The organism is Bacteroidota bacterium (assembly GCA_016720935.1).
GTDB lineage: Bacteria > Bacteroidota > Bacteroidia > AKYH767-A > 2013-40CM-41-45 > JADKJP01.
This window is the reverse complement of sequence record JADKJP010000005.1, coordinates 15,874-41,856: the sequence shown is the minus strand read 5'-3', so window position 1 is coordinate 41,856 and position 25,983 is coordinate 15,874. Positions and strand designations below refer to the sequence as shown.

Sequence of the window (25,983 nt, the reverse complement as noted above, 5' to 3'; positions counted from 1 at the left end):
TTTAGAGTCTAAATTTTTACTAATCTGAAATATTCAAATGACCATGTTGAAAAATCTTAACTACTCTAACTAGTACTACTTGTTCAATACGAGAATGTCTGAAATTTATTTTTGAATTGGTTCCGGAAGCTTTTCATACACGATGATTCGCAATTGATCGCCATCCGTAAACTCCTTGATCTGTTTATAGTCGCACTTCTCCACATCCGCCTGTTTTTTATTGCACAGTTGATCAGAGTATTGTGAATCCCAGAAAAAGTAAGCGGGAAGTGTTTCTTGTTGTTTGCATTCCGGGTCAAAGGCGAATTGTTCTCTGTTCAGATTTTTATCAAATGGATTTTTGTTCATTTGAAAAATCAGTGTCGGGTCGACATAGAAAATAACGCTCGAATCCGGCTTGGTTGAAGTGAACCATTTCCCTGCATCCATCAGTGCTTTTTGCCGGCCATATGCTTTCAATGGATAACTGAAAACACGGAAAGGGGTTTTCACATGAAAAAATAAAAAAATCAGCAGCAAACTCAGGCTAACTGATTTTGGAATTTTTGAAAGAAGGATTTTGTTAAATGCCCAGATGGTCAGCACCGCATAGCACGGAAAGACACAAGCAAGTACCCGTTCAAGTCCTGCAGACCCAAACAATCCAAAATGCCAGGCATATAAATGAAATGCGGTGAAGACAGCTGCCGGAATAAACACTAAATAGAAGAGCTGAGCGGTTTCATTTGCCGGTTTCCAGAAAATGAACTGCTTTTCTTTGAAATAGAGAAATAATGTGATTGAGCCTGCAAGACACAAGGCTATCGTAAAGGGCAAGCCCCAGATATCTTTATATCTGTTTAAGATGTCCATAAAATGACCATGACCGTATGGACTGATATATTCGTATGGATTTTCTTTAAAGTACCAAAAGAAATTATGACCCATTAACACTCCTGCAATTGCATACAATACAAAAGCAGTCAGGAAGAACGGCAAATATTTCCATTGCTTCATAATTCCGAGATACGCAGCAAAACAGACAAGCATGAAGGAGCCTTCACTTCTGGAGAATAATAAAAAGGAGAGTAGTATTGTAGCAGGCAGATACTTGTTTTTGAAGTACAGATAGATCCCGGAAATCAGTATTAAACTAAAAAGTGGTTCTGTAAGTGAAGATTGAAGAATTATAAAGTACAGTGGTGAAAAAATCAGAAGAGGCACTATTGACCATTTATATGGAACCCGTAAATGTTGTAAAATTTTGTAAGCAATAATTGCAGAAGCAGACCCGCATAATACATTGAATATTTTAATTCCAAAAAATCCGAATTGAGCAAACCACGTACTCAATAAAATGAAGAATGGCTTTCCCCAATGGTGAAGAAAAAATTGTGTGTTGTACAAGGCGTATTTTGAAAAATAATAGTGCCAAATGGTATCCGGACCACCTTCATAAAACTCATTGTAATAACTAAAGTATATCAGGATTCCTGCACTGACAGAAAGCAACAGAATGAAAAGTGTGTGTGGTTTTAATTTTGACAGCATAAATGAAGTTTGTACAATTTAACTTAGCGATAAGTCAAATTTCGATTCTTTCAAAAAACTGAAAGCAAAAATAGTTTTTATACCGGTTTATTTGTTGATGTAAGATTTGTTTTAACAAATTACAATCGATGGAAGAAGGCATTATTATCGTTTATTTTCAAAAAATGATTGAATTCGTAAGGCAGCATTTTCCCGAATACTCACATAAAACAAATTGTAATCACAAACATGATAATTTTTTCCTATCCGAAAATAGCCGCGTTTGTTAGGTTTGTGAATCCATAACAATCCGCCTTGAATTTTAGCGTCACAAATTCCCGGATCAATTCGGTCAAATCTTCTGGGTAAACCACCCGGATTTAGTTTAGCGCTAGCATAAGCAGTATCGTTTTTCCATGTAAGCGGATTGGTAGAATAGCAATTTGATCCGAGGGATTCATTAGTGCTCACAGCTCCCCATTTATAAGTATTCCAGGAAAGAATGCAGCCCGTTTGATTGGCGGAATCACACGCAGGGATAGTTTTATAAAAGGTATCAGTTCTGAATCCGATGACATAAGCGGCAACCAATTGGTTTTTCAATGAATCATTATTTTCAAAATAATCCTTCAGAAGACGATAAGCGTGCTGACTGCCCTGGCTGTGCGAAGCAATAATGAAAGGTCGTCCTTTGTTCCAGTTTTTTAAATAAAACTGAAAAGCATTCGAGACATCTTCATAAGCAAGGTCGAGTGCTTTTTTTCCATTTTCTCCGGCGCGTTTTGTGAATGCATATAGAGTAGCTTGTCTGTAACGGGGAGCATACACTTTGCAGGATCCGTTGAAAGCACTGGCCTGGAAACGCAATGGAAATTTGTCGACAGTCTTGTTCAACTTTTTATTATGGATATCTCCATTCCAGCCTCTTCCACTAAAATTCAGAGTGGGGTGTATATAAAAAACATCTACCAGTGCGTTTGCTTGTCCGTCTGAAAGACCAGCCCCGGGTGGCAAGGCATCCGCACTGTCTTTTTTATCCGGTAATGCTGCCCAGCTGGATTTGTTCGAATAGTCCGGAATGGGAGGTACCCGGTAATGTGAAAAAGGATGAATGGGTTGAAGACAAGATGTGAAGCTAAGATAACATATAAAAATAGTGACCAGTTGTTTTGATTGACGGAACATTGAATTACTAATTTTAAAAATAACAAACCTTGAAGATAGACATTTTACCTTAGTCCGTGTTCCCCAGTGTCAGATACATTCTAAGGTTTTATCAAGGCAATAAGGCAGAAATAATTATGTCTAACTTCAAAAGAGCTATCTGACTTGACGTTTATCATGTTGTATTGTTAAAATAATCTCCTAAATTTATCTTTTCAAAACCGGGTATTCTGCCCGGACCAGTTTATGTTTCCGTTTCCCCCGACGGTTTTCTGTTTAATGAAAAATCATCTATGGGATATTTACGAAGTGGATACATCTACATGCTCCTGATCTTGTCAGGCTTTAGTTCTCAAAAAACTTTTGCCTATCTCCCGACACCGGATCACATTGTGATCGTAATGATGGAGAATCATGCTTACCAGGAAATTGTCGGCTCTTCTGCAGCTCCATACATCAATAGTTTGTTCGCGGATCAACAGTGTGCTTTGTTCACGCAGTCTTTCGGGCTTTCTCATCCCAGTCAACCAAATTATTTGCAGTTTTTCTCCGGATCAAATCAGGGCGTTGTCGATAATAACGTTCCTGATATTCTTCCATTCACAACGCGAAATCTGGGCGCTTCATTGATTGCTGCCGGAAGAACATTCACCGGCTATTCCGAAGATTTGCCAAGTGTTGGAGCGAATGATTCTGTGTCCGGCTTGTACGCCCGCAAACATAACCCCTGGGTGAATTGGCAGGGTGGATCTACGAATGGAATTCCGTCAACAAGTAATCAACCGTATACGGCCTTTCCTTCTAATTTTAGTTTGCTTCCTACTGTCGCGTTTGTTGTACCAAACCTGGTTCATGGAATGCATGATGGTACGGATCCTTCCCGGATTGCAATAGGCGACAGCTGGAGTCAAGGTCAACTTGATGCCTACATTCAATGGGCAAAAACACACAATAGTTTATTGGTTTTTACTTTTGATGAAGACGATGATTTGTCCGGACAACATATCCTTACATTTATCATTGGTCAACATGTTAAACCGGGTTCATATTCAAACACAATTAATCATTACAACGTACTAAGAATGGTGGAAGACATGTACAGTCTGCCACATGCCGGCGCTGCAGCCTCTGCTACTACCATTGATTATTGCTGGAACCCTTGTGCGAAGGATCCTGTTGTAAGTGGGCCATCCATCTTTTGTCAGGGCAGTTCCGCAACATTAACAGCACCAGTAAGTTCCTCTTATCTTTGGTCGAATGGAGCAACTACCGGATCTATTTCCGTGAGTACTGCCGGATCTTATTCAGTGACGATCACTGATGCAAATGGATGTACTTCTACATCGCCATCATGGGCCGTTGCAATGCAACCTTTTTCCGCGACAGCAACAGTTTTTGGCGAAACGATGGGGACAGTAGGCGGTACAACCACAATTGCTGCTCACGAATCAGCAAATGGATTTGACAATGATTCCTACACCATGACAGGATCTGCGGATATAAGAGGAAGCTCTAATTCTATAGGTTATGCAACAGCCTCCGGTGGGGCGAATGTGTTTGTAACCAATACCGTTGGAAGAAATTTTATCATTTCAGGTATTAATACCAGCGGATTGAGCGGGCTTCAACTTTCCTTTGGTCTGTTTAAAAGTACAACCGCTTCAAATGGTTCGGATTTCCAGGTATTGGTAAGCACTGATGGGACTAATTATTCACAGCTTTCATTTACTGCGCTGCCAACGGGTACCGGAACAGCTATCTGGCATTACCGCACCGCAACAGGAACAATTCCATCCTCATCCACATTGAGTATTCAATTCAAACAGAATGGTACTGCTACTCAATACAGATTGGATGACGTTTTATTAACGTATCCTGTAAGTTTCCCAACGATTACTGCATCGGGGCCGACAAGCTTTTGCCAGGGCGGATCTGTGGTTTTAAGTTGTACACAGGCGCCCGCATATTTATGGTCCAATGGTGCAACGACTTCTTCCGTTTCCATTAGCACCACCGGAAATTATTCGGTGTCTATTTCAGGAAACAATGGTTGTTCAGCAACCAGCAACGTGATCAATGTAGTTGCAACTCCTCCTCCTGGTATTACGGGATTTAATCCTTCAACTGCAGCTCCAGGAACTTTGGTTACAATCAATGGATCCAATTTTTCAGGTGCAACTTCTGTTAAATTGAATGGTTCGGTTGTCGCGTTCTCTATATTAAATGCTTCGCAAATCACATTTACTGTTCCCGTCGGAGCAGTTAGCGGTAATGTTACAGTCATTACTCCCTGCGGCACGGTTAATAGCAGCACAACTCTTACAATTGTCCAAACGAGTGCGCTTCAGATAAGGCTGTTCATTCAGGGATTCTATTTATCCGGAGGACTGATGCGCGAAGTGTCCGGATTAGCAAATTGTGACACTGTTACTGTACGACTGCGAAGTACTTTTTCTCCCTACACTGTTGTTGCCAGCAAGAGCGGACCCTTGAATACATCGGGTTACGGTACTTTTTTATTTCCGTCAGCTTTGTCAGGAGTCAATTACTATCTTGATGTTACTCACCGCAACAGTCTTGAAGTCTGGAGCGGTGCTCCGGTTTTGCTGAATATTGTTACAACCAATTATGATTTTACAACTTCAGCATCACAAGCCTATGCTTCCAATCAAATTATTTTACCGGACGGCAGCGCGGCACTTTATGGTGGCGATGTGAATCAGGATGGTGTTGTGGATAGTGCAGATTTTAATAGTGTTGAAAATTCTTCGCAATTGATTCAAAATGGATATGTGTCGGGAGATTTAACAGGAGATCTGCTGGTAGAGTCTTCTGACTATAGCCTGATGGAGAATAACTTTTTATTATTATTAATGGTTGTCCATCCTTAAGTGTGGGATGTTTGAGAATGAAATTTAAAGTGACGAAAAAATTTAAATATTCATCTCTAAAAAATTATTCTTTCGGTAATTTGTATTCAATGCCAAAGTATCCGGCATATTCTTCCAAAGTTGACATTCCTAATTCTTTTCGACGGATATTTACATTTTTCTCATCCTCAATCGGCCAGAATTCCTGAAGACCTGTTTTGGGATTCATCCATACCTGTGTTCCGTAAACCTGCTTTTTATCCTGATGCATGAAGATGCGATCTTGTAAATAAGCCAGATCAACAGGCCGGGATTCGCTATCGGCAACAGACTGAATTAACAGAGGAAGATATTTCTCCTGTGTTGCAAGATCTGCATGTTGGATGATCAGCCAGATTGTATAATTGCCCTTTGCCCCGACAAAACTTTTACCCGGCCATCCATAGTTGCGAATAAGTTCTTCCACATAAGAAAGATTGCTGCTGTCAATCATGGACCTATAGGCAATCGAGTCGTCGGATTTTCTGACAGACTGATCCCTTTCAAATACGAAAGCAAGTTGTTTTACAATACCTGCAGTATCACACCCGGCTTGTGAAAACAACTCCGATTCAAATGACAGAAAAAGGAGGGCGAGGAATAAGTACTTTTTCAAAATGTGTATATGAATTTCCCGATATCCCATTTAGAAATGTGATGCCGGGATTTCAGATTTAGTTGTTTACACATAACCTGACAACCGCCTGCTGATGGTCGGATTGTAAAGTGATGTAGTAAACACCGTTAGCTAACTCTTCTGTTGAAAAATTATACAGGTGATTTCCTGATGATGTGATTTCATTCACGATGCTTCTTATCAGTCGGCCTGAAATATCCAGCACATTTAATTGAATATTATCCCGAGAAATCAAATTCAAATCAATTTGTACCATCATACTGGCAGGATTAGGATAAACAGCAAGTCCGGTGGAAGATGCAGGATTCATCGTGATTCCTGAACATACGTCAACAAAAATAGACTGATCCACCGAAGCTGAACAGCCAGTACCCGGATCTGTGTAGGAATAAGTCAGTGTTACACTTCCTTGTCCTGATAAATCTGTATGAAAAACATTGTTTACAACTCCCGGCCCGGAAAATATTCCACCGGTGGGATTAGCATTAAGCACTAATGTATCATGAATACAGATGGTGTCCTGTAAACTAAATGTTGGATTTGGAAGTGGATTCACGGTAAGAGTCACAGGAGCTGAAGAACCGGTGCAACCATTATTATCTGTCACATTCACAAAATAATTTGCGCTCTGCCAAACATTGATGTAGGATGTTGTTTCATTTCCGGGTGACCATAAATAAGATACACCAGGTGTCGAAGTCAATGCGATTGTATCGCCCAGACAAATAGGAGCGGGATTTGATGGAGAAATTGAAACAACAGGAAGTGAATGGACGATAACCTGGGTCGACGGTGATGTAGCTGAACAGCCATGATTATCTGTAACAGTAACAACGTATGATCCTGAATTGCTTACCTGGATACTCGGAGTTGAAGCTCCACCGGGAGTCCAAACATATGCACTGGCGGAGGAGGCGGTGAGTGTGGTGATGTCACCATCACAAATATCAACTATACCGGAAGGATTTATGGTTGCCGTTGGTGGTGTGTAGACTGTGATTGTTGTTGGCAAGGATGTAGCGCATCCATTGCTGGTCACTGTATAAGTTCCTGCGGCATTGACTGAAATGGATTGTGTAGTTTCTCCGGTACTCCATTCATATGTGTAAGCCTGGGGAACACTCAAGACGACAGATCCTCCGGGACAGAATGAAGTATTTCCATTCGCACTAATCACCGGTGTTTCACAATATTTCAATGTGATGTAATCGGATGATGTTGAATCATCCCATAATCCGTGACCGGCAACATAAACTTCGCCTAATCCGGTAGAAAATATCCCGGCATCCGGAGTGTGGAAGCCATCCGCGGGAGCATTGTAAATCGTTCTCCATAATTCACTACCATTTCCATCGTATTTGAAAATAATAAAGTCAGCATCCTGATTGAGGGGTTGAACCAATCCGCTTGCGTAAATATTACCAAATGGATCTGTTGTTATTTTATTCCCGTGATCATAACCACTTGTCGGACTATCATAAATGGTCGACCAGTCTATAGATCCGACATTACCGTTCATGTCTAATTTCGCGACAACCATGTCCAAATCGGTTGTGGGAGAAGAAGTGCTTCCGGTGATATAGGCGAATCCATGATTATCGATCTCCATATCATAACAGAAATCTGCAAGATGTGATGGTCCGTCATAACGGACTTCCATTCTGAAAGATCCAGAGGCATCGAATTTTTCGACACTCATATCTCTGTCGGTAAGACCGGTTATACTTTCGACAAACAAAAAACAATTGTGAAGACTGTCAACTTTTATTTTGTGTGCGTCCGGGCTACCTCCGAAACCAAGGTAGCCGCTGGTCCAACCCGGATTGCCATTGACATCCCATGTTGCAACCACTGCATCTGAAAAACCCAGGTTATCAAAACTTGTGAATGCAGCATAACTTGTAGCCTGGTCATCCAGAGCAAGCGAAATTCCATAGTTGTCATTCATCCATGAAAGAGTGCGTGACCATGTTTCAGTTCCGGATGGATCGTATTTTTTCAAAATTATTTCTGTAGGACTAACAGAGTAATTTAAAGTTCCGAGAACATAAATATTTCCATTCTGATCGATTTTAATATCAGCCGGATAAACTTCTTCCGGGGTGTAAATATCCCAGACTCTGTTTCCATTGGGATCATATTTGACCAATCTCATTCTGTAAGTTGGATTTCCCGGCGCATGTATCGGATTAAAGTTGTAACCACCTGCATAAATGGCAACGTAGGTATTCTGGTTATTATCAACAGCTATTATCGATGATTCCCCTGTTTCATACAATTGAATGTATAGATCTTCCCATCGTTTTGCTCCATGCTTGTCATAACAAACTGTATAAACATTCAATCCTCCATCTCGCCCTTCTCCGGAGCCTGTCACGTAAATATTTCTATCGGCATCCATGACGCTTCCGCTCGGGAAATCGTAACTGTTATTTGAACGTGAAATCAGTTTATTCCATTGAATAGCTCCGGAACCTGAAAATCGCGTACACAGAAAATCTTCCGCGGTCAAAAGTTGAAAATCAAAACCGGCAATTGTAAATGTTCCTCCTGCATCAACACTTAAGTATTGGCCATGCAGGTAATTTAAATAGCTGTCATAGCTCACACTTCGGGTAACTGTTTTATTCCATTGAAGGCTACCTGAATTATTGTGTTTTAACAGACAATAATCATAATGTCCTCCCGTATTTGAATAACCCATCGTATAGATAAAACCAGCGGCATCACATTCAACAGAGATGCCTGCTTCATAATCGTTGGCAGTTCCATAAACAAATGTGGTTGGAGTACCTGTGGTATTGAACTTTACTGTAGTGAGATCATTATTGACTGTGAAATAATAGGTTCCTGTGATATAAGCATTCCCGGAAGGGTCCACCGCGATATCATGCGCCATTGAATAGGCGTATATTTCCGTAGTATAATTGCTCCAGTCTTCATTGCCGCCGGAAGTGTATCTGGTGACTGTTGCGTAATTATTGAGAGAGCCTGCCGTAAAAATATTTCCTGCAGATGAACGAATGATGGCAACAGCATAATCATTTGATGAAGTATACTTCGTGCTGGACCAGTTTACGGACCCTGCAGAATTATAGGAGACGGTTACCACATTGTTATATTGATTCGCTGTCCTGCAATTCCCGGCGACATAACAGTTGCCGGATGCATCCGCACAAATTGCACTGGCCTGGTTGGCTCCTGTAAATCCAAGTGAAAAATCCTTCTGCCATTGAAAATTGCCATTGGCGTCGTATTTTATTGTTCTGAATTGAGATGTAGTTGCAAGACTATCCTGGCAGGAAGCAGCAAGATAAATTTGATTCGCGCTTCCAATAGCGATACCATTTGACAAATCCGAATCTGTTGCCGGGTCACTGTATTGTCGAATCCATTGCAAGGAACCGGATAAATCATATTTCATCAAAATGATTTGCGAGTGCTGACTCCCATCCAATGCGTTTCCGGTAATATAGATAGCGGAGGAACCATCATAAGCAATACCTGTCGGATAACAATTGTCTCCGGTTGGATTGATGTAATACTTCTTCCATAACACATCTCCGTTCGGATCCAGTTTGACAGTCATAATGCTATTGATTACGGAAAGCCCCATGGCTTCCGCTACCATACCTGTTATGTACGTATTTCCCTGTGCATCCTGTGTGGTTCCGCTTGCGTAATCTTCGTTGATTCCGGGGCCACCATCGTGGGCTGCCCAGTTTAACTGAACGGATTGTCCATTCACATTGAAGCACGAAAAAATAAGCAAGCCAAGAGCAATCTTGAGTAATTGAGTTTTCATGTTGGTTATAATTAAAACGATAGAAATAAAAGGATGGGAAGTTCAATCCCATTGCATCGCAATTTATGAAAATTCGGCATTTTGCCTAATTTAAAGAATAGAAATTGTGGTAAATTAATTGTACAAATTTCAGAATGTTTCGAAAATGATTTATTTTCTGATAAAATGGAAAAATATTCAAAGAGGACGAACTTCCATGCAATACTAATCCAAAGATTAGCAGTTTAAATAAGTCTGAGGTCAGTACTGGTGTACCCTGAAGAAAGAGCGAGGTTTTGCTCGAATTCACAAAACCATGCTTTCATTTCGATTCTTGAAGAACAGATACAGATAATTTTATGACGTAAAATCTATCAATCTCGATATTAAAGTTCAGAGAAAATACCGGTATATACAGGCGTGCCATTCTCATCTTCGAGTTTGAGCAAATATGTACCTGCCGCGAATCCATCAAGATTAACCTGGAAGTTTTCAGGACCTTTGTTCATCGTTTTTGTTTCTGTGATAATTTGTTCTCCAAGAGTATTCAATATCGAAATTCGGATCTTGTGATTTGATGGTGAATTGTAATGTATAGTCAGCAAATGTTGTCCGGGTTGAATTGACACTTGTGTCGATTCTGAATTAGTTTTGTTCAAAAGCACAATTGTATTGCTATAGGTAAATTTCCCGTCATAATCAGTTTGCTTAAGCCTGTAATATGTTCTTCCGGGAAGCGGATATTCATCGAGTGCAGTGTATCGCTTTTCTTCGGTACTATTTCCCGCGCCATCTATTTTTGCAATTTCTTCAAAACTGATCCCATCAGCCGAGTGTTCGAGCGTAAAGTAATCATTGTTGATTTCGCTGGCTGTAATCCATTCCAGAACATTTTTATTTCCATTTGCATAACCACTGAAAGAAAGTAATTCAATTGGTAACGGTGATCCTGAAACTCCCGTTCCAAATGAAGAAAAACCATTTAAGCCGTCGCGTCTCGTTTGTGCAGGAGTACTTCCCATATTGCAGATTCCGTTTAAGGACCAGCTTGCCGATGATGGTGGAGTAAGTGTTGATGAAACGACAGTTGTAAACATTGGAACAGCTGTAAAGTTTGTGTTGAATAACGTCAAGTCAAATGTTCCACTGTTGTTATTGGCAGAAGCAATGAAGTTCCAGTATCCGTTATCCAAAACAGGGAATAAACTGTAATCGTACCCAAGACAATCAGAAGAGACCGGCCCGTTGGGAAGTGAAGGATAACTTTCGAAATTGACGAGCAGATCCGGAATTGTAGTATTTGTAGTGAAGCGGACATTCGCTTTTTGATATCGTTTAATAATATGACCAACTGGAAAATCATAGGATGATGCAGTGCCATCAAGATAACGGCGCAGATACCCTTGAACAAAACTATTCACTGAACCACCGGTAATAGCTCCGGGAGAATTATTTTTCATCGTTACTTCAAGCGCATTCGTAATAATGTTGCCGAGTTGTAATGATAATGAACCACTCGTGCTCAAAGACATATTGTTTCCAATGAGGTTCACACCTGCACCGGTATTGTTGATGATGACATTTTGTAAATCCAATGCTCCTCCAGCAGAGTAGTTCTGTAAGGCTGTTCCGATAAATTCTAAAAACCCTGAGGGAAATGAATTGATGTAAGTTGTTCCTCCGGCAGCATTGTTAAAATCACCACCAAGACGAATTCTCCTGTTATTCGTATTCAGAATACTTGTTGCATTGATTGTTGTCAGGTTGCCTGTGATGTCCGTGTTTTGATTAAGAGTAACCATTGTCCCGGCTGGTTTGTTTACGGTAAAATGCCAGAACTTACTTGTTCCGGCAAGAACACCGGTCACAATCTGGTTATGTATCACACCTCCGGCGCAACCCAGGCAGGTGTCCTGAAATAATACTGTGCTCGAATTTCCCGCTGTGAAAAGTCCATTGTTAGTATAGTCATTGCACACCATCAACTGCCTGTTGGCTGTCAGAGTAAGTCTTGCACAGGAGATGATTGTAATGCTCCTGCAACTGGCATCCTGTGTGGAAATGACCGGTTGGTTTACCGGACCACCCGGAATTGAAACATTGTATCTGCAATCCGGCACAACACAGCCGCCCCAATTATTTTTGTCATGCCAATCAGTACTCACCGCGCCTGTCCACGTTAAGGTTGTGCCCGATGCAATTGAAATTGTCGCCGTGGTTGAATTGGTGCAACCGTTTGCGTCACGGATGGTGAGCGTGTAAGTACCGATACTTAATCCCGAAAAAAGTGTGGCCGATTGGAAATTAATTCCATTGATGGAGTACTGATAAGGTGCTGTACCACCCGAACCAAAAGCTGTGATTGATCCATTTGCTGATCCACACGAGGCCGCGACAGTTGTAGCGGAAATGTTCGGCGCTGAACCGGGGTTTACATTCACAGATGTAGTATTGATGCAATTGTTCGCGTCTTTAATGGTGACAGTGTAAGGACCTACTGCAAGATTGGTGAAAATAAAACTGGTTTGAAAAATTACTCCGTTGACAGAATACTGATAAGGCGCAGTACCTCCCGTACCTGTCACGATTATCTTACCACTGCCAGGAGAACATGCAGCGGAAGAAGTTGCACTGAGTTGTGGTCCGGTAATTCCGGATACGGTGACGTTGGTACTGCTGATGCAACCGTTTGCATCCCGTAAGGTCAGGCTGTACAATCCCGCGGATAGTCCGTTGAAGTTTCCATTTGCCTGAAATGTTGTTCCATCAATCGAATATTGGTAGGGAAGAGTGCCGCTTGATCCTGTCAGGTTGATACTTCCATTACCCTGACCGCATGCTTCCGGGGTTGAGCTTGCGCTGACTTGTGGTAATGGCGCCGCATTCACTGTGATGCTTGAAATATTGATACAACCAGTAGCATCTTTCGCTGTGATCGCATATTGTCCGGCCGACAAACCCGTAAATGTTCCGGAGTTTTGAAAGTTGATTCCATTCAAACTGAATGAGACTGGTGCAACACCACCTGTTGCAGATGCATTAATGATTCCGTTATTTATTCCGCAACTTGCATCAGTTTTCGTCGCACTGATTGATGGTCCGTTGGAGTTCGCCACATACACAACTATAGAGTTCCTGCACACATTCGCCGCATCACGAATCGTAACGGTATAGAAGCCTGCTGTAAGACCGGAGAACAAAGTCCCCGTCTGAAAAGTGTTTCCTCCATCAATACTATATCTGTATGTTGGTGTTCCGTTCGATCCGGTTGTTGTGATAGTACCTGTACCCGAACCACACAAGGAAGGTGTGGTTGTCGCCGTAACCTGCGGACCAGCAACATTGCCTACAACTACAGTTGTCGTACTGATACATCCGTTCGCATCTCTTGCATAAACCGTATAAGTACCCGGAGGGATATTGTTAAAGGTTCCACTGCCCTGATAATTTATCCCGTCTATACTATGTCTGGTTGGGTTCTGACCGCCACTGCTGTTAGCATCAATCCTTCCATTGCTCTGCCCGCACTGGGCAGGAACAGAAGTTGCTGTGACAGTCGGACCGGAGCCTCCTCCAATATTAGCGATCACAACAGGGAAGGTTCCTGTACAACCATTGATATCTCTTGCCGTAACCGTGTAGGCGCCTGATAATAGTCCTGTAAATACATTGCCTGCCTGGAATGTTGTGCCGTTGATAGAATACTGATACGTCGGAGTTCCACCGGAAGCATTAGCGGTGATTGTGCCATTATTACTATTGCACGAAGTTGTCGTAGCAGTAGCAGTTACGCTTGGTCCAGGAATTGAATTGACAACAGTACGGTATTGACTTGTACATCCTACTGCATCTTTCACGGTCACCGTATATGCACCGGCACTCAAACCACTGAAAGTATTGCTGCTTTGAAAAGTTACTCCATTGATGGAATATTGAAGTGGTGCAGTTCCTCCGCTTCCTGATGCGGTGATGGTTCCATTTGCAAGCGTGCAGGATGAAATGGTAGCACTCGTAGTAATTTGCAATCCGGATGCGTTGTTTACGACGACTGGCGAAATACTGTTTGTACACCCATTCGCGTCTTTAATGGTTAGCGAATAAGCTCCTGCGGAAAGGCCGGAAAAAATATTTCCTGACTGAAATGCTGATCCGTTGAGAGAATATTGATACGGTTGAATTCCACCTGTACCGATCGCGAAGATTGCGCCATCACTTAAATTGCAGGAAGCAGTTGCGGCGCTATCTGTAACCTGAGGTAGTGACAAGTTGACGATTACTGAAATTGTATTCGTACAGCCATTTGCATCTCTTGCCAATACAGTATATGCACCTCCCTGAAGTCCTGAAAAAACTGTGGAAGTTTGAAATGTAAGGCCGTTGTTCAGACTGAATTGCACGGGTGCAGTTCCACCGCTACTGGATACAGTGACGGTTCCGGTAAAACTGTTGCAGGAGGTTGGAACCGCGGTAGCACTGATGACCGGCCCGGAAATGTCTGTTAATGTTAGCGGAATGGAATTGATACAACCTGTTGAATCTTTTACAGTGAGTGTATAATTTCCGGAAGCCATTCCTGTAAAAATATTGTTGGCAACAAAATTTACACCATTCAACGAATATGAATAGGGTGCAATTCCTCCTGAAACCGTCGCTGTAATGCTACCATTGTTATTTCCGCAACTTGCTCCAATGGTACTTGCCGTGATGGTTGTTACTCCGACATTGTTGATCAGGATGTTTCCGCTATTGGTACATCCTGTGGCGTCCTTCACAGTGATCACATGATTTCCGGATAAGAGTCCTGTGAAAGATGGACTCCCCTGGAAGCTTCCATTGTCAATGGAATAACTGTAGGGTGCTGTACCTCCTGATCCTGAAGCGGTGATTGTTCCATTTGCGATCCCACAAGATGCGTCTGTTTTTACAAGTGATACAGAAGGACCATTCGAATTTACTATTGTAACCACTCCGGAATTTCCACAACCGTTTCCATCACGCACGGTTAATGTGTACACGCCTGCACTTAAGCCAGTAAAATTTCCACTGCTTTGATAATTGACTCCGTCAATACTGTATGAAAGCGCGCCTGTTCCACCGCTGGCTGTTGCTGTAATCGTACCGGAAGCGGAACCACAGCTTGCATCTGTTTTTGTAATGGAAAGATTTGGAGCTACAATGTTGAATGTGGTGAGCGTTTGTGTACCGCTGCAGGTTTGGTTCACAATGGCGTGCACGGTATACGTCACATTTGGAAGAAGGCTTGTAAAAATTCCGGTGCTGTTGCTTGCCACCTGCGTTGTTCCATTGTAGAGTATATAGGTTACTGTTGATCCTGAAGGTGGATTTGGACTGAGCAACGCTGTTGCTGAAAGTGTTGTGCAATTGGTTGTAGCGGCAACAGAATATACTGTACTGGAACATCCATAAGCGCTGATATCGATGGATGCGACAAAACCGTTTCCACAAACGTAAAGCAACTTTTGCGCATCGTTGTTCAGGAGATCATAAACTGAGGCTGTTGGAAATCCGGAAATCGTGATGTCCGGATCCGCGGCATCGTCAAAAATGGAGCCTGTGAATTTGTAAACCTTCACGGTACCATTGATGGAGCCAACAAAAATATTATTGCATTCATCGGCTATGATTCCGCCCTGCATCAGGGCGGTGTTTGCCGCAATGCTAAGTGGAGTGCCAACTCCTGCCCCAGATGCTTTATCAAATGCCTTTAAATTTTTTCCATCCCAATAAAACATGTAAGAGGAATTTACTGCAAGAACATTACTTGAATTGTCAATTTGCGGACCTAGCAGGTAGGGACGATTGGCAATTTCCTGAATCGTGGTGAATCCGGATGTGATATTCCATGCAACGGAGGTACCACTGTAGGGAGCAGTGTTCTTGTAAATTTTATTTGATAAAGAAGGAGTTCCTATCAGTGACCCGTAAATGGTATACATGTCATTGTTAGAAGGATCAATAATGATATCCGAAATATCCTGCGCCCATCCTGTTCCAACGGAATAGGGGATTCCCGTAATGTTTACAGAAGATATGGTAGTCGAAGGAGGCGTGCAAATACCTAAGTTGATGTTAGAATTTGTCCCTCCCCCTGCTACCAATATTCTCGGTGAACCATTGTTGCAACTCCAAAGCATTTTCCAGTCCTCCTGAAATGAAGGATTTCCAGTAGATATGTAATTATCATAAATTCCCGCTGCGTTCAGGCGGATGATGCGAAAACCAGCACCGGGAGCAAAACCTTGTCCGAGATAGGTGCTGCCTGTTGTTTTTTCAACCACCCAACCACCATAGTACGTTCCAAAGCTCCAGGCAGGTACTGCGAGTGTTCCGTTGAATGTCCATTGTAAAATTCCATTCGGATCGTATTTAGCGAGTTTGTAAATTGAACCATCACCACCACCGGTGACAAAAATATTTCCCGCATAATCAAAATCAATATCTTTTGCCTTTCCGGCATTTCCACCGGTAAGATTTGCAGTGCTGCTTACAAAAGGATCGATCACAAGGCTGCGTTGCTGATCGTATCCATCCGGAAAGTGGAAACGTACATCGTCATTGGTAATTTTGTATTCGGTGTTCAGCTGAACTTTTCCATTTGAAGATAAATTTCCTGCTTCATCATAAAAACTAAGCGGTAACGATTGCTGAATTCCGTTTATGTCGGAACGAATGATCAGACTGCCATCTTTTTCCTTTTTTATTTTCCTGAGATCTCCGCCGTAATGCATGCAAATTAAATTCAGGTCAGCTCCGGCACTCACAATCAAACTGTATTCAAAACCGTGTTTTTTTATCGCGTCAAACGTGTAAACAAGATCAATTCCGGGATATAAATTTTTGTAAGTGATTTTTTTATAAGCATCCGCTTTCTCCTGCAACCATCCATAAGTGAAGTATGCAGCTGATGCCTGATCTACGATGATTTCCGGATCAGGATTCGCATGCATCCATTCCATCGTCAGTAATCGGTCTGTGACAGTTGTCCTTTTTTCAAGTTCAGCTTCCGGAATTCCTTTCGCTTCCAGTTTTTCTCTTTCACTTTCATTCAGGCTATGTGTTTTTCTTTGGAGATATACCAGTCCTTTTGAAGTAAACAACACAGGCATTTCTAAACCTTCGTAAGCAAAAAGAATCTTTCCCATTTGCGGCGCTGATTCCAACAGATCTCCGTATTGACCAACATTCCTGATGAAGACTCCACCTGTTCCAAAAACATCCTGATCCGGAGCGCTGGTGAAAGAAGGAGAGTAACTGTCCTTGCCCGACAACAAATTCACTTTCGGCTGATCCTGTATTTCCGGTGATTGCGCGATAGCTTTTGAAGGTAGAAGCAAACATGCATTCATGATCAGCACAAAAAAGAATTCAAAAGTTTTGTGGATGTAGTGAGTAGAGTGTTGTTTCATGCAATTTTGTTCAGGGAATCCGCGTGCTTTATTTTGAAATTATTGAAGGGCAATTGTTTTGTGCTCCTTTTGAAGATGAAGAACCTGTGATTGACATTGCACAATGGTTCGTTTATAGTGGGAGACCTTACATTCGAAGCATTCCATTTCTGTAATTTTGATTTATAAGAATATTACAGTATCCACTAATTCCTTGAATCTCTTATTCCAAATTCAATGACATCAGCTAATTAACAACCAAAAACAGGCTTTTTTTAATTAAATACCCTGAACGGGAATAAATAGATGTTGAAACAGATATCCTTTTTTCAGGCCTCCTAAAAACAAGCGTTATAACATGTAATTCTTGGAATAATCCAATTATATTATGTTCAGAGGGTTCCTGAGGAAAATGGGGCCCCCTTTTTTACATCTGAAAATGATTCAAAAAACACTCAATGAATAATTGTCTTCACTTAGAGTTGGTAAATAAAGGTGTATGCTGAAAACCTTTGGAGGAAATGGATGTACACCAATTTGTAACCTGGGGCTATCGCTCCTGAAAATAATTTTGTCATGAAGTCAATCTTCAAAGTGCCCGCGCTGATGTTTTGTCTACGCGTGTTGATTTTGTTGCTGAATCCAATACAAGTGCAGGCTCAACCCTTCGTGGATTTATTCAACGCGAAAGTGCAGTTCTTCTCTCCTCAGGAATATTCTTCAGAAAATTCCTCAAAGTTGGGAGGCTATCAGGCAGAGGCAACATTCCTTCTTCCAATGGAACAAAAAAACAAGGATGTTATTCTTGTCGGAGGCGATTACACACAATTGCATTTTGAAACCAGCGGTGCTACTGACATTCATACGGATCTGTACAGCACTTCATTGATGCTTGGCGCGGATCTGGGATGGAAGAATCCCAAGTGGAGAACAACATTGCTGGTTCTTCCAAAAATAAATTCAGATTATAAAGACATCAGTATGGAGGATGCACAATTGGGCGGACTTGCATTGTTTTGTTTCAAGAAAAAAGAAACACTCAAATATCATTTTGGAATTTATTACAACAGAGAATTTTTTGGAGATTATTTTCTTCCGCTTCTGGGTATAGACTGGAAAATCAATGAGCATATAAATTTATTCGGTGATCTTCCCAACAACCTGAATTTTGAATACAAAATTTCGAAATCATTTTATGCCGGAGCGGCATTGTATACCTGTATCAGTTCATACCGATTGAGCAGTGCGACAGGAGGATACTATGTTCGTGAAGGCGATAAAACAATGGGTCATGACGAATTGAAAATTTATATTAACGCGTATCTCAGCAAGCATTTTGTTGTTTATGCTGAAGCAGGTGAAACATTTTACCGGACCTACACCCTTTACAACAATGCTGATGAATTGCAGCAGTCTGCAGGTATTTACAGGAAAAGCAAAGATGGAATGTTTGTCAATACAGGTATTGCCTACAGGTTTCGTTTAGACTAATTTATCAATACGCACTTGCGTATTTCAGGAGCTGTGTAATTATTACACAGCTCTTTTTTATTCTAGTCAGGCAGAAAGAAGGTTTTTTCAGAAAAAGCAGAAGATTGATTTACATTTGTGGTTCTATGACCGACAAGGAAGAAATAATTCGTCATACCAGGAATTGGGTCAACCGGGTTGTGGTTGGTCTTAATTTTTGCCCATTTGCCGCTAAAGAAGTACGGCGCGGGTCCATTCATTATGATACAATAGAAACTGACGATACCGAAAAAAGCCTGGAATTGGTTGCGCAGGCTTTTCTTCAGCTTGATCAGAATGAACAAATTGAAACAACCTTACTCATCTTCCCTGAATCGTTACAGGATTTTAACGACTATCTCCACTTCGTTGAATTGACGGAATCTTTGCTCGAAGAAATGAATTACGAAGGCGTGTACCAGGTTGCCAGCTTTCATCCCAATTATCTTTTTCAGGGATCAGGAGAGGATGATCCGGCCAATTACACCAACCGCTCCCCGTATCCAATGTTACATTTGTTAAGGGAAGCCAGTCTTTCCGCCGCGATCGACAGCTTTCCGGATGTAGATGGAATTCCAGAAAGAAATATCGAACTTGCCCGTAAGAAAGGTCTCGCACAAATGAAGGCTCTTTGGGCTGCCTGCTTTAGTAATACAAAAGACTAATCCATCCTCAATTCTGTATCTTTGACCATTCAATTCCTGAAATGATATGATAAGATCAATTGCCTGCTTCCTTTTATTATTCATGAGTTTACAATTTTCGGTGGCTCAGCCCAAACGAAACAGCACTGCGGATATTCGCCTTAACCTGGAAAAGCTGAATACCCTTGGTTCAATTTTGTATGTCGCCGCTCACCCGGATGATGAGAATACGCGTTTGCTTTCTTACTACGCGAATGAAAAACATTTCAGGGCAACTTATATTTCTATGACCAGAGGTGATGGTGGCCAGAACCTGATCGGATCGGAGCAGGGCGAATTGCTCGGTGTCATCCGTACTCAGGAATTCTTGCCGCAAGAAGAGTGGATGGTGCCGAACAGATGTTCAGCCGCGCGGTGGATTTTGGGTACTCAAAAAATCCGGAGGAAACATTCACATTCTGGAACAAAGATTCAATTCTTTCAGATGTTGTCTGGGCAATCCGTAAAGTTCGTCCGGATATCATCATCATGCGTTTCCCGACAACCGGCGAAGGTGGACACGGACATCATACCGCTTCAGCGATTCTTGCAGTGGAAGCATTCAAAGCCGCTGCTGATCCTAAACGCTTTCCCGAACAATTGAAATATGTGGAGGTTTGGCAGGCTCAGCGCATCTTCTGGAATATGTTTCGTCCAAAGGAGGAAGAGGTTAAAGACAAACCGGATATCACCGGTGTTGACATTGGCGCTTTTAATTATTTACTCGGTAAATCATATGGCGAACTTGCTTCCGAAAGTCGCAGCATGCATAAGAGTCAGGGTTTTGGAACTGCCCGCAGCCGCGGCAAACAACTCGATTACCTGAAATTTATTGACGGAACACCCTTTCAACAAAATGAATTATCCGGAATCAATACTACATGGAGCAGAGTAAAGGGTGGAGAAGCAGTGTCTGCAGAAATTCAAAAAATTATTAAATCGTTCAACGATCAGAATCCCGGTGCAAGTATTCCTGCATTGTTTGCTTTGAGAAAGAAAATAAATGCGGAGATCAATGACGAGTACTGGAAAAATCTTAAAGTGAAAGAAATTAACGAACTCATTCTTTCCTGCGGTGGATTTTTCACGGAAGCTTTTGCCGACAATTCTTCAGTAATTCCTGGTGAAAAATTAAAAATCACTGCTTCAATCATCAACCGGACCGATCTTCCCTTTGTATTGAAATCAGTGCGTTTCAATACGGAGGATTCTGTGATGAATAAAACTTTGGAACAAAATGTATTGATCAATGCGGTTGATAGTGTAGTCGTACCTTCATCAGTGATGTATTCCAATCCCTATTGGCTGAATGAAAAACACGGATCAGGTTTGTTTACAGTCAAAGATCATCAGCAGATTGGTTTACCTGAAAATGCTCCTCAAATTTCAACCACTTTTCAGTTGAAATGGAACAACGAAGAAATTACAATAAGTCGCCCGGTTGTTTACAAATGGGTAGATCCTGTAAAAGGTGAACTGTATCGTTCGCTTGATGTCATTCCTGCTGTGAGTATTATCCCGGATGAAAAAGTTTTTGTTTTCGGAAATGAATCGCCGCGCACAGTTCGCATGAAATTAAAAGCAGGAACCGGAAACGTCAGAGGGGAATTGAAACTTCCCTTACCGGCGGGATGGACATCCTCTCCGGCTTCTATCCAATTTAATTTAGCTGCTAAGGATGAAGAAATGGAAGCCGACTTCACAGTTCAGCCTCCTGCGTCTTTTTCAGAGATACAAATAACACCAACCGCGGAAGTGAATGGCATAAGTTATCATCAATCACTTGAACGTTTGAATTACGATCACATTCCGGTGCAAACAATGGTTCGTCCTTGTGATTTGAAGTTTGTTCATGCTTCTTTGAAAACAATTCCTCTTCGCATCGGCTATATAGAAGGAGCCGGGGACAAAATTCCTCAATGCTTAAATCAGTTAGGTTATAATGTGCAAGTATTGAATGATGCTACGCTCACAACAGGTGATCTTTCAAATTATGATGTAATCATCACCGGGATCCGTGCTTACAATACCAACGAAAGAATTCCGGTGTACCAGCCTCGTCTGATGGAATATGTAAAAAATGGCGGTACACTTTTAGTACAATACAACACCAATAATTTTCTCAGCACACTCAAAGCGGAAATCGGACCTTATCCATTCAAAATTACCCGCGACAGAGTGACTAACGAAAACGCGAAAATAACTATCCTTGATACTGAAAGTAAATTACTGAAGTTTCCCAATCCTGTTTCACAAAGTGATTTCGACGGATGGATTCAGGAACGTGGTATTTATTTCGCAGGCGAATGGGATAGTCATTACAAAACATTATTTTCCATGAATGATCCCGGGGAAAAAGCTTCCGATGGAAGTTTGATTGTAGCTGAATATGGTAAAGGTCACTTTATCTATACAGGTCTGGTCTTCTTCCGCGAATTACCTGCCGGAGTGCCGGGAGCATATCGTTTATTTTTAAACCTGATGTCAATAGGTAAATAATCAGACCTTAATAAATAAAAGGCGCGAAGAGAAAAATCTCTCCGCGCCTTTTGTGTTCATTGCTCCCTTTGTTTTATTTCGCTTTTGCCGGCCATTCAGCAATCGCTTTTTCTACCTGTGTTTTGAAGAAAAATTCTCCAACGTTTTTATCGCCAAGCTCTTTTGCTTTGTTGGCATACACCAATGCTTCCTTATAGTTGTTTTTCGCGGCAAGCAACTGGGCTTTTGTCCAGTTGTTATACCATTCACTGCTGAGTTGGAGCGATTTTTCCACATATTTCAGACCTTCATCATAGTCCTTCTTTGTGTCCAGCATGTATCGTGCAGCGGAATTATAAACCCTCCATGTGCCTTCAGTACTGCTTTTAATATTAGCCATTGCCTGTTCGCTGGTTCCTGTAGTCACAGGAATGGTCAAACGAACTTTTTCCCATTCTATGACGATTTTGGCATTGTCATCACTGAAATCAGTAATACTGAAATTGAGACGTTCGCGCATCGGACATGCTTCAGGAGTCACTGTCATGCGCATCAAATCTTCATCGGCTTTGTATTCATCCACACTTGCAGTAGCATTTTTATTCAAAATGAATGTCCATGTAGATTTTCCTGGAATTGTGAAAATGGAGTAGCTGCCTTTAGGAACAGAAGTTTCGCCAATTTTAACATCTTTGCTAAAAGTGATCTTCGTTGCAGCATTGGCGCCTGTACGCCAGATTTTATCATACGGAAGTAAGTCGCCCCAAATGGCACGGCCTTTTACACCCGGACTACTGTAATCAATGGTAATGTCCGTGAGTCCCACTGCCTGCATGACACTTGCTTTTGGACTGGCCTGAGGTAAAACCAGTTGTGCTGAACTTAAATCAGGAATGAGTATTGCCAAAAGCAATGCCGCTGAAAGAAATAAGGTTTTTTTCATAGTTTGAGTTTATTTGAATGCAAGATACAGTTTTTTGAAAAGAACAGAGTCCTCTCATTTTTTGAAAGCATGTAAAAAAGCCGTATTTGGGAATAAAAAAGGATTTGTATTTGTCCGGAGTTTAAAAAAATGATAATATTATCCTTCCAATCAAAAATTTAATTCCATGGACCAGATCTTAGACACTCTTCAAACAGAAAAAACACAATTTAAATATGCAGGATTCGGCGATCGTTTAGTTGCGGCCATCATTGATTCCATTATTTTATGGGTAGTGAATGCCATAATCTCTTTTGCATTCGTTGGAAGCGCTGTGGTTAATAGTTCAGACATAAATTCCGGCACGATTGTAACCATGGTGGTCATGTATATTGTTTTGCTCGCTGTGAATTTCGGATATTTCGCCGGCATGGAAAGTTCCGCTCGTATGGCTACCATCGGAAAAAGCGCGATGGGACTAAGAGTATGTGACATGAATGGAGAACGAATCAGTTTTGGAAAAGCGACCGGACGTTACTTCGGTAAAATTGTTTCCAGTATTATTCTTGGTATCGGATACCTGATGGTGATCTGGAGTGATAAAAAGCAGGCATTGCACGATCAGATGGCGGGCACTTTGGTGCTTAAAAAATAAGCGGATCAGATCATTCCTCTCGCTTTCAGTTCAAGGTATTTGTTGATCGTATGAATTGACAGATCTTTCGGATCTGTGAGGATACTTTGTATTCCGTACTGTCCCAGTTGCTGAATGATCTGTTTTTTCTCGGAAGAATATTTTTGCGCGATCGTGTGATAGTAAATGTCACGAATGGTAGCTGAATTTTGCTTACCAAATTCTTCGATCTCCGTATTTTCAAAAAATACAACCACCAGCAAATGCAACCTGTTCAATTTTCTCAGGATCGGTAGCACCCGCTCAAGGGCATATTGGCTTTCAAAATTGGTATACAAAAACAAAAGACTTCTCCCTTTTACCGAATTCCGCACAGTAGTGTAAAGGAGTTCAAAGTTTGCTTCGTGCTGACTTTCTTTTTGTTTGTACAATGACTCCAGAATTTTCCGCAATTGCATGCGATTGCGTTCAGCTGGAAGAATAGTTTCAATTTTATCAGAAAATGTAATCAGCCCGGCTTTGTCTTGTTTGCGTAATGCGATATTGGAAATCACAAGACTTGTATTGATCGCATAATCGAGCAGGCTCATACCTGCGAAAGGCAATCGCATGCTTCGGCTCTTATCAACAAGAGAATAGATTTGCTGAGCTTTTTCATCTTCGTACTGATTCACCATCAGATCTGATTTACGACTCGTCGCTTTCCAGTTGATACTTCTGTAATCGTCCCCGGCTACATAATTTTTTATCTGCTCAAACTCATAACTGTGTCCCAGCCTGCGCAGTCTTTTGATGCCCTGAAAGGTTGATATTTTCGAGAATGCCTTTAATTCCATTGTCTTCATCTGAAGGATGGAAGGATAAACTGGAACTGATTTGTTTTGGTCGAAAATTATTCTCCGTGTAGCAAGACCAATTTTACTCTGAATATAAATATTCGTATTGCCAAAATTGAATTCGCCTCGACGTACAGGATGTAAAAAGTATGCAATGGTTTTTTGTTCTCCAGCGTCAAGGGTTTGATTGATTTCAAAATCCCGTTTCTGTAACTGTGCAGGTAATTCGTCAATAATTTTTACACTGAAATTTAAAGGAGATTGATTTCGGATATGAATCCTGATTTCATTGTCATCACCCAACGACATGAGCCTGGATGTGCTGCGATCACAACTGAAACTTGTGGAGGCACGGAATAAATTCGAAAGGTCGTAGAGAAAAACCAGGATCCAGGCAACGAATAGAATTTTAGCGACAACAAAAAGAAACGCGAACGGGAAACCGAACACAAATAACAACACGATCCCTCCTCCGGAAAAGAAGAAACGTGGCGTCAGGTATAGATTTCGGAAATGTTCGATCACCGTGGTACTTCTATGTTTTGTAAAATTCCTTTGATAATGTCTTCCGGACTCAGTCCTTCCATTTCCCGTTCAGGTGTAAGTATTATTCTGTGATTGAGTACTGGATAAGTTACACGCTGAATATCTTCCGGCGTCACGAAATCCCGTCCGGCAATCGCTGCCATCGCTTTCGCGGTTTTGAGAATGGCCATGGATGCGCGGGGCGATGCGCCTAGAAATAAATCCGCGTTGTTACGGGTGGTGTGTACAATCTGCGCGATATAATCAATCAGTTCCGCTTTGATGTGGATTTTTTCAATGACTGTCCGGAGTCCTGACAATTCTTTCGCTGAGAGCACAGGTTTCACTTCCTGTATGGCAGTCATGGAAAAGTCTTCGCTGAACCTGCGCAGGATTTGTTTTTCTTCCTCGAGCGCTGGATAGTTTAGTTTGATACGGAATATAAACCGGTCGAGCTGGGCTTCCGGTAATTTGTAGGTTCCTTCCTGTTCTATCGGATTCTGCGTCGCGATGACAAAAAACGGAAAGCCCAGTGGATGCGTAACACCATCAACAGTTATTTGACGTTCCTCCATCACTTCAAACAAAGCTGCTTGTGTCTTGGCGGGAGAACGATTGATTTCATCGATCAGAACAATATTCGAAAATACCGGACCCCGATTAAAAACAAATTCCGATGTTTTGAGATTGAATACAGATGTTCCGATAACATCGGTAGGCATCATGTCCGGTGTGAACTGAATGCGCGAGAAGCCGACATCCAAAGTTTTGGCGAGTAATTTCGCCATGAGTGTCTTCGCAATCCCCGGCACACCTTCGAGCAAGACATGACCACCGCTTAAAATTCCGGCCAGCATCAGGTCAATCGTTTCGTTCTGACCCACGATTACTTTTTGAATTTCTGCTTTCAGTTGCAAAGCCGCGAGTTGTAATGGTGAAACAGGAGGTTGTGCGGTGAATTCGGGCTGTGTGGTGTTTTCTTCCATC

General features: G+C 41.7%; 12 protein-coding genes and 1 pseudogene. 5 read left to right on the top strand and 8 right to left on the bottom strand.

Annotation, left to right across the window (positions count from 1 at the left end):
- Positions 1-105 precede the first annotated feature (105 nt).
- Both IPP86_06840 and IPP86_06835 read right to left on the bottom strand, forming a co-directional pair.
- The gene (locus IPP86_06840) at positions 106-1,530 is read right to left on the bottom strand and encodes a hypothetical protein (GenBank protein ID MBL0138232.1); all 1,425 of its coding nucleotides are present in this window, start codon (positions 1,528-1,530) and stop codon (positions 106-108) included.
- 144 nt (positions 1,531-1,674) lie between these two features.
- Positions 1,675-2,694 (bottom strand): DUF3089 domain-containing protein, encoded by a 1,020-nt coding sequence (locus tag IPP86_06835; GenBank protein MBL0138231.1) that lies wholly within the window; start codon positions 2,692-2,694, stop codon positions 1,675-1,677.
- Between the two features lie 272 nt (positions 2,695-2,966).
- On the opposite strand from IPP86_06835, the gene IPP86_06830 reads away from it, so the two are divergent.
- On the top strand, positions 2,967-5,564 hold the full coding sequence (locus IPP86_06830) for a hypothetical protein (protein ID MBL0138230.1): 2,598 nt from the start codon (positions 2,967-2,969) through the stop codon (positions 5,562-5,564).
- Between the two features lie 64 nt (positions 5,565-5,628).
- On the opposite strand, the gene IPP86_06825 is transcribed toward IPP86_06830, so the two are convergent.
- The 3 genes from IPP86_06825 to IPP86_06815 all read right to left on the bottom strand — a co-directional run bounded on the left by IPP86_06825 (position 5,629) and on the right by IPP86_06815 (position 17,430).
- The gene (locus tag IPP86_06825; protein ID MBL0138229.1) at positions 5,629-6,198 is read right to left on the bottom strand and encodes a hypothetical protein; all 570 of its coding nucleotides are present in this window, start codon (positions 6,196-6,198) and stop codon (positions 5,629-5,631) included.
- Between the two features lie 58 nt (positions 6,199-6,256).
- Positions 6,257-10,024 (bottom strand): T9SS type A sorting domain-containing protein, encoded by a 3,768-nt coding sequence (locus IPP86_06820; GenBank protein ID MBL0138228.1) that lies wholly within the window; start codon positions 10,022-10,024, stop codon positions 6,257-6,259.
- A gap of 365 nt (positions 10,025-10,389) precedes the next feature.
- Positions 10,390-17,430: a hypothetical protein gene (locus tag IPP86_06815; protein ID MBL0138227.1), complete on the bottom strand. Its 7,041-nt coding sequence runs from the start codon at positions 17,428-17,430 to the stop codon at positions 10,390-10,392.
- A 555-nt stretch (positions 17,431-17,985) separates the two neighbouring features.
- Between IPP86_06815 and IPP86_06810 the strand changes: the two genes are divergently transcribed.
- The 3 genes and pseudogenes from IPP86_06810 (at position 17,986) to IPP86_06800 (ending at position 22,100) form a co-directional block, all read left to right on the top strand.
- Positions 17,986-18,900 (top strand): hypothetical protein, encoded by a 915-nt coding sequence (locus IPP86_06810; GenBank protein ID MBL0138226.1) that lies wholly within the window; start codon positions 17,986-17,988, stop codon positions 18,898-18,900.
- Between the two features lie 125 nt (positions 18,901-19,025).
- Positions 19,026-19,583, top strand: coding sequence for a DUF1415 domain-containing protein (locus tag IPP86_06805; protein MBL0138225.1), 558 nt, complete (start codon positions 19,026-19,028; stop codon positions 19,581-19,583).
- Positions 19,584-19,629: 46 nt separating this feature from the next.
- Positions 19,630-22,100: pseudogene (locus IPP86_06800) on the top strand (PIG-L family deacetylase).
- A 73-nt stretch (positions 22,101-22,173) separates the two neighbouring features.
- Here IPP86_06800 and IPP86_06795 read toward each other — a convergent pair.
- Positions 22,174-23,022, bottom strand: a complete 849-nt coding sequence (locus IPP86_06795; GenBank protein ID MBL0138224.1) for a DUF2911 domain-containing protein — start codon at positions 23,020-23,022, stop codon at positions 22,174-22,176.
- Between the two features lie 166 nt (positions 23,023-23,188).
- On the opposite strand from IPP86_06795, the gene IPP86_06790 reads away from it, so the two are divergent.
- On the top strand, positions 23,189-23,656 hold the full coding sequence (locus tag IPP86_06790; protein MBL0138223.1) for an RDD family protein: 468 nt from the start codon (positions 23,189-23,191) through the stop codon (positions 23,654-23,656).
- Positions 23,657-23,661: 5 nt separating this feature from the next.
- On the opposite strand, the gene IPP86_06785 is transcribed toward IPP86_06790, so the two are convergent.
- Both IPP86_06785 and IPP86_06780 read right to left on the bottom strand, forming a co-directional pair.
- On the bottom strand, positions 23,662-24,996 hold the full coding sequence (locus IPP86_06785; protein ID MBL0138222.1) for a DUF58 domain-containing protein: 1,335 nt from the start codon (positions 24,994-24,996) through the stop codon (positions 23,662-23,664).
- Positions 24,993-25,982 carry a MoxR family ATPase gene (locus IPP86_06780; GenBank protein MBL0138221.1) on the bottom strand — a complete coding sequence of 330 codons (990 nt, stop codon included), beginning with the start codon at positions 25,980-25,982 and terminating at the stop codon, positions 24,993-24,995. The genes IPP86_06785 and IPP86_06780 overlap by 4 nt, the downstream gene beginning before the upstream one ends.
- Between the last annotated feature and the right edge of the window lies 1 nt (position 25,983).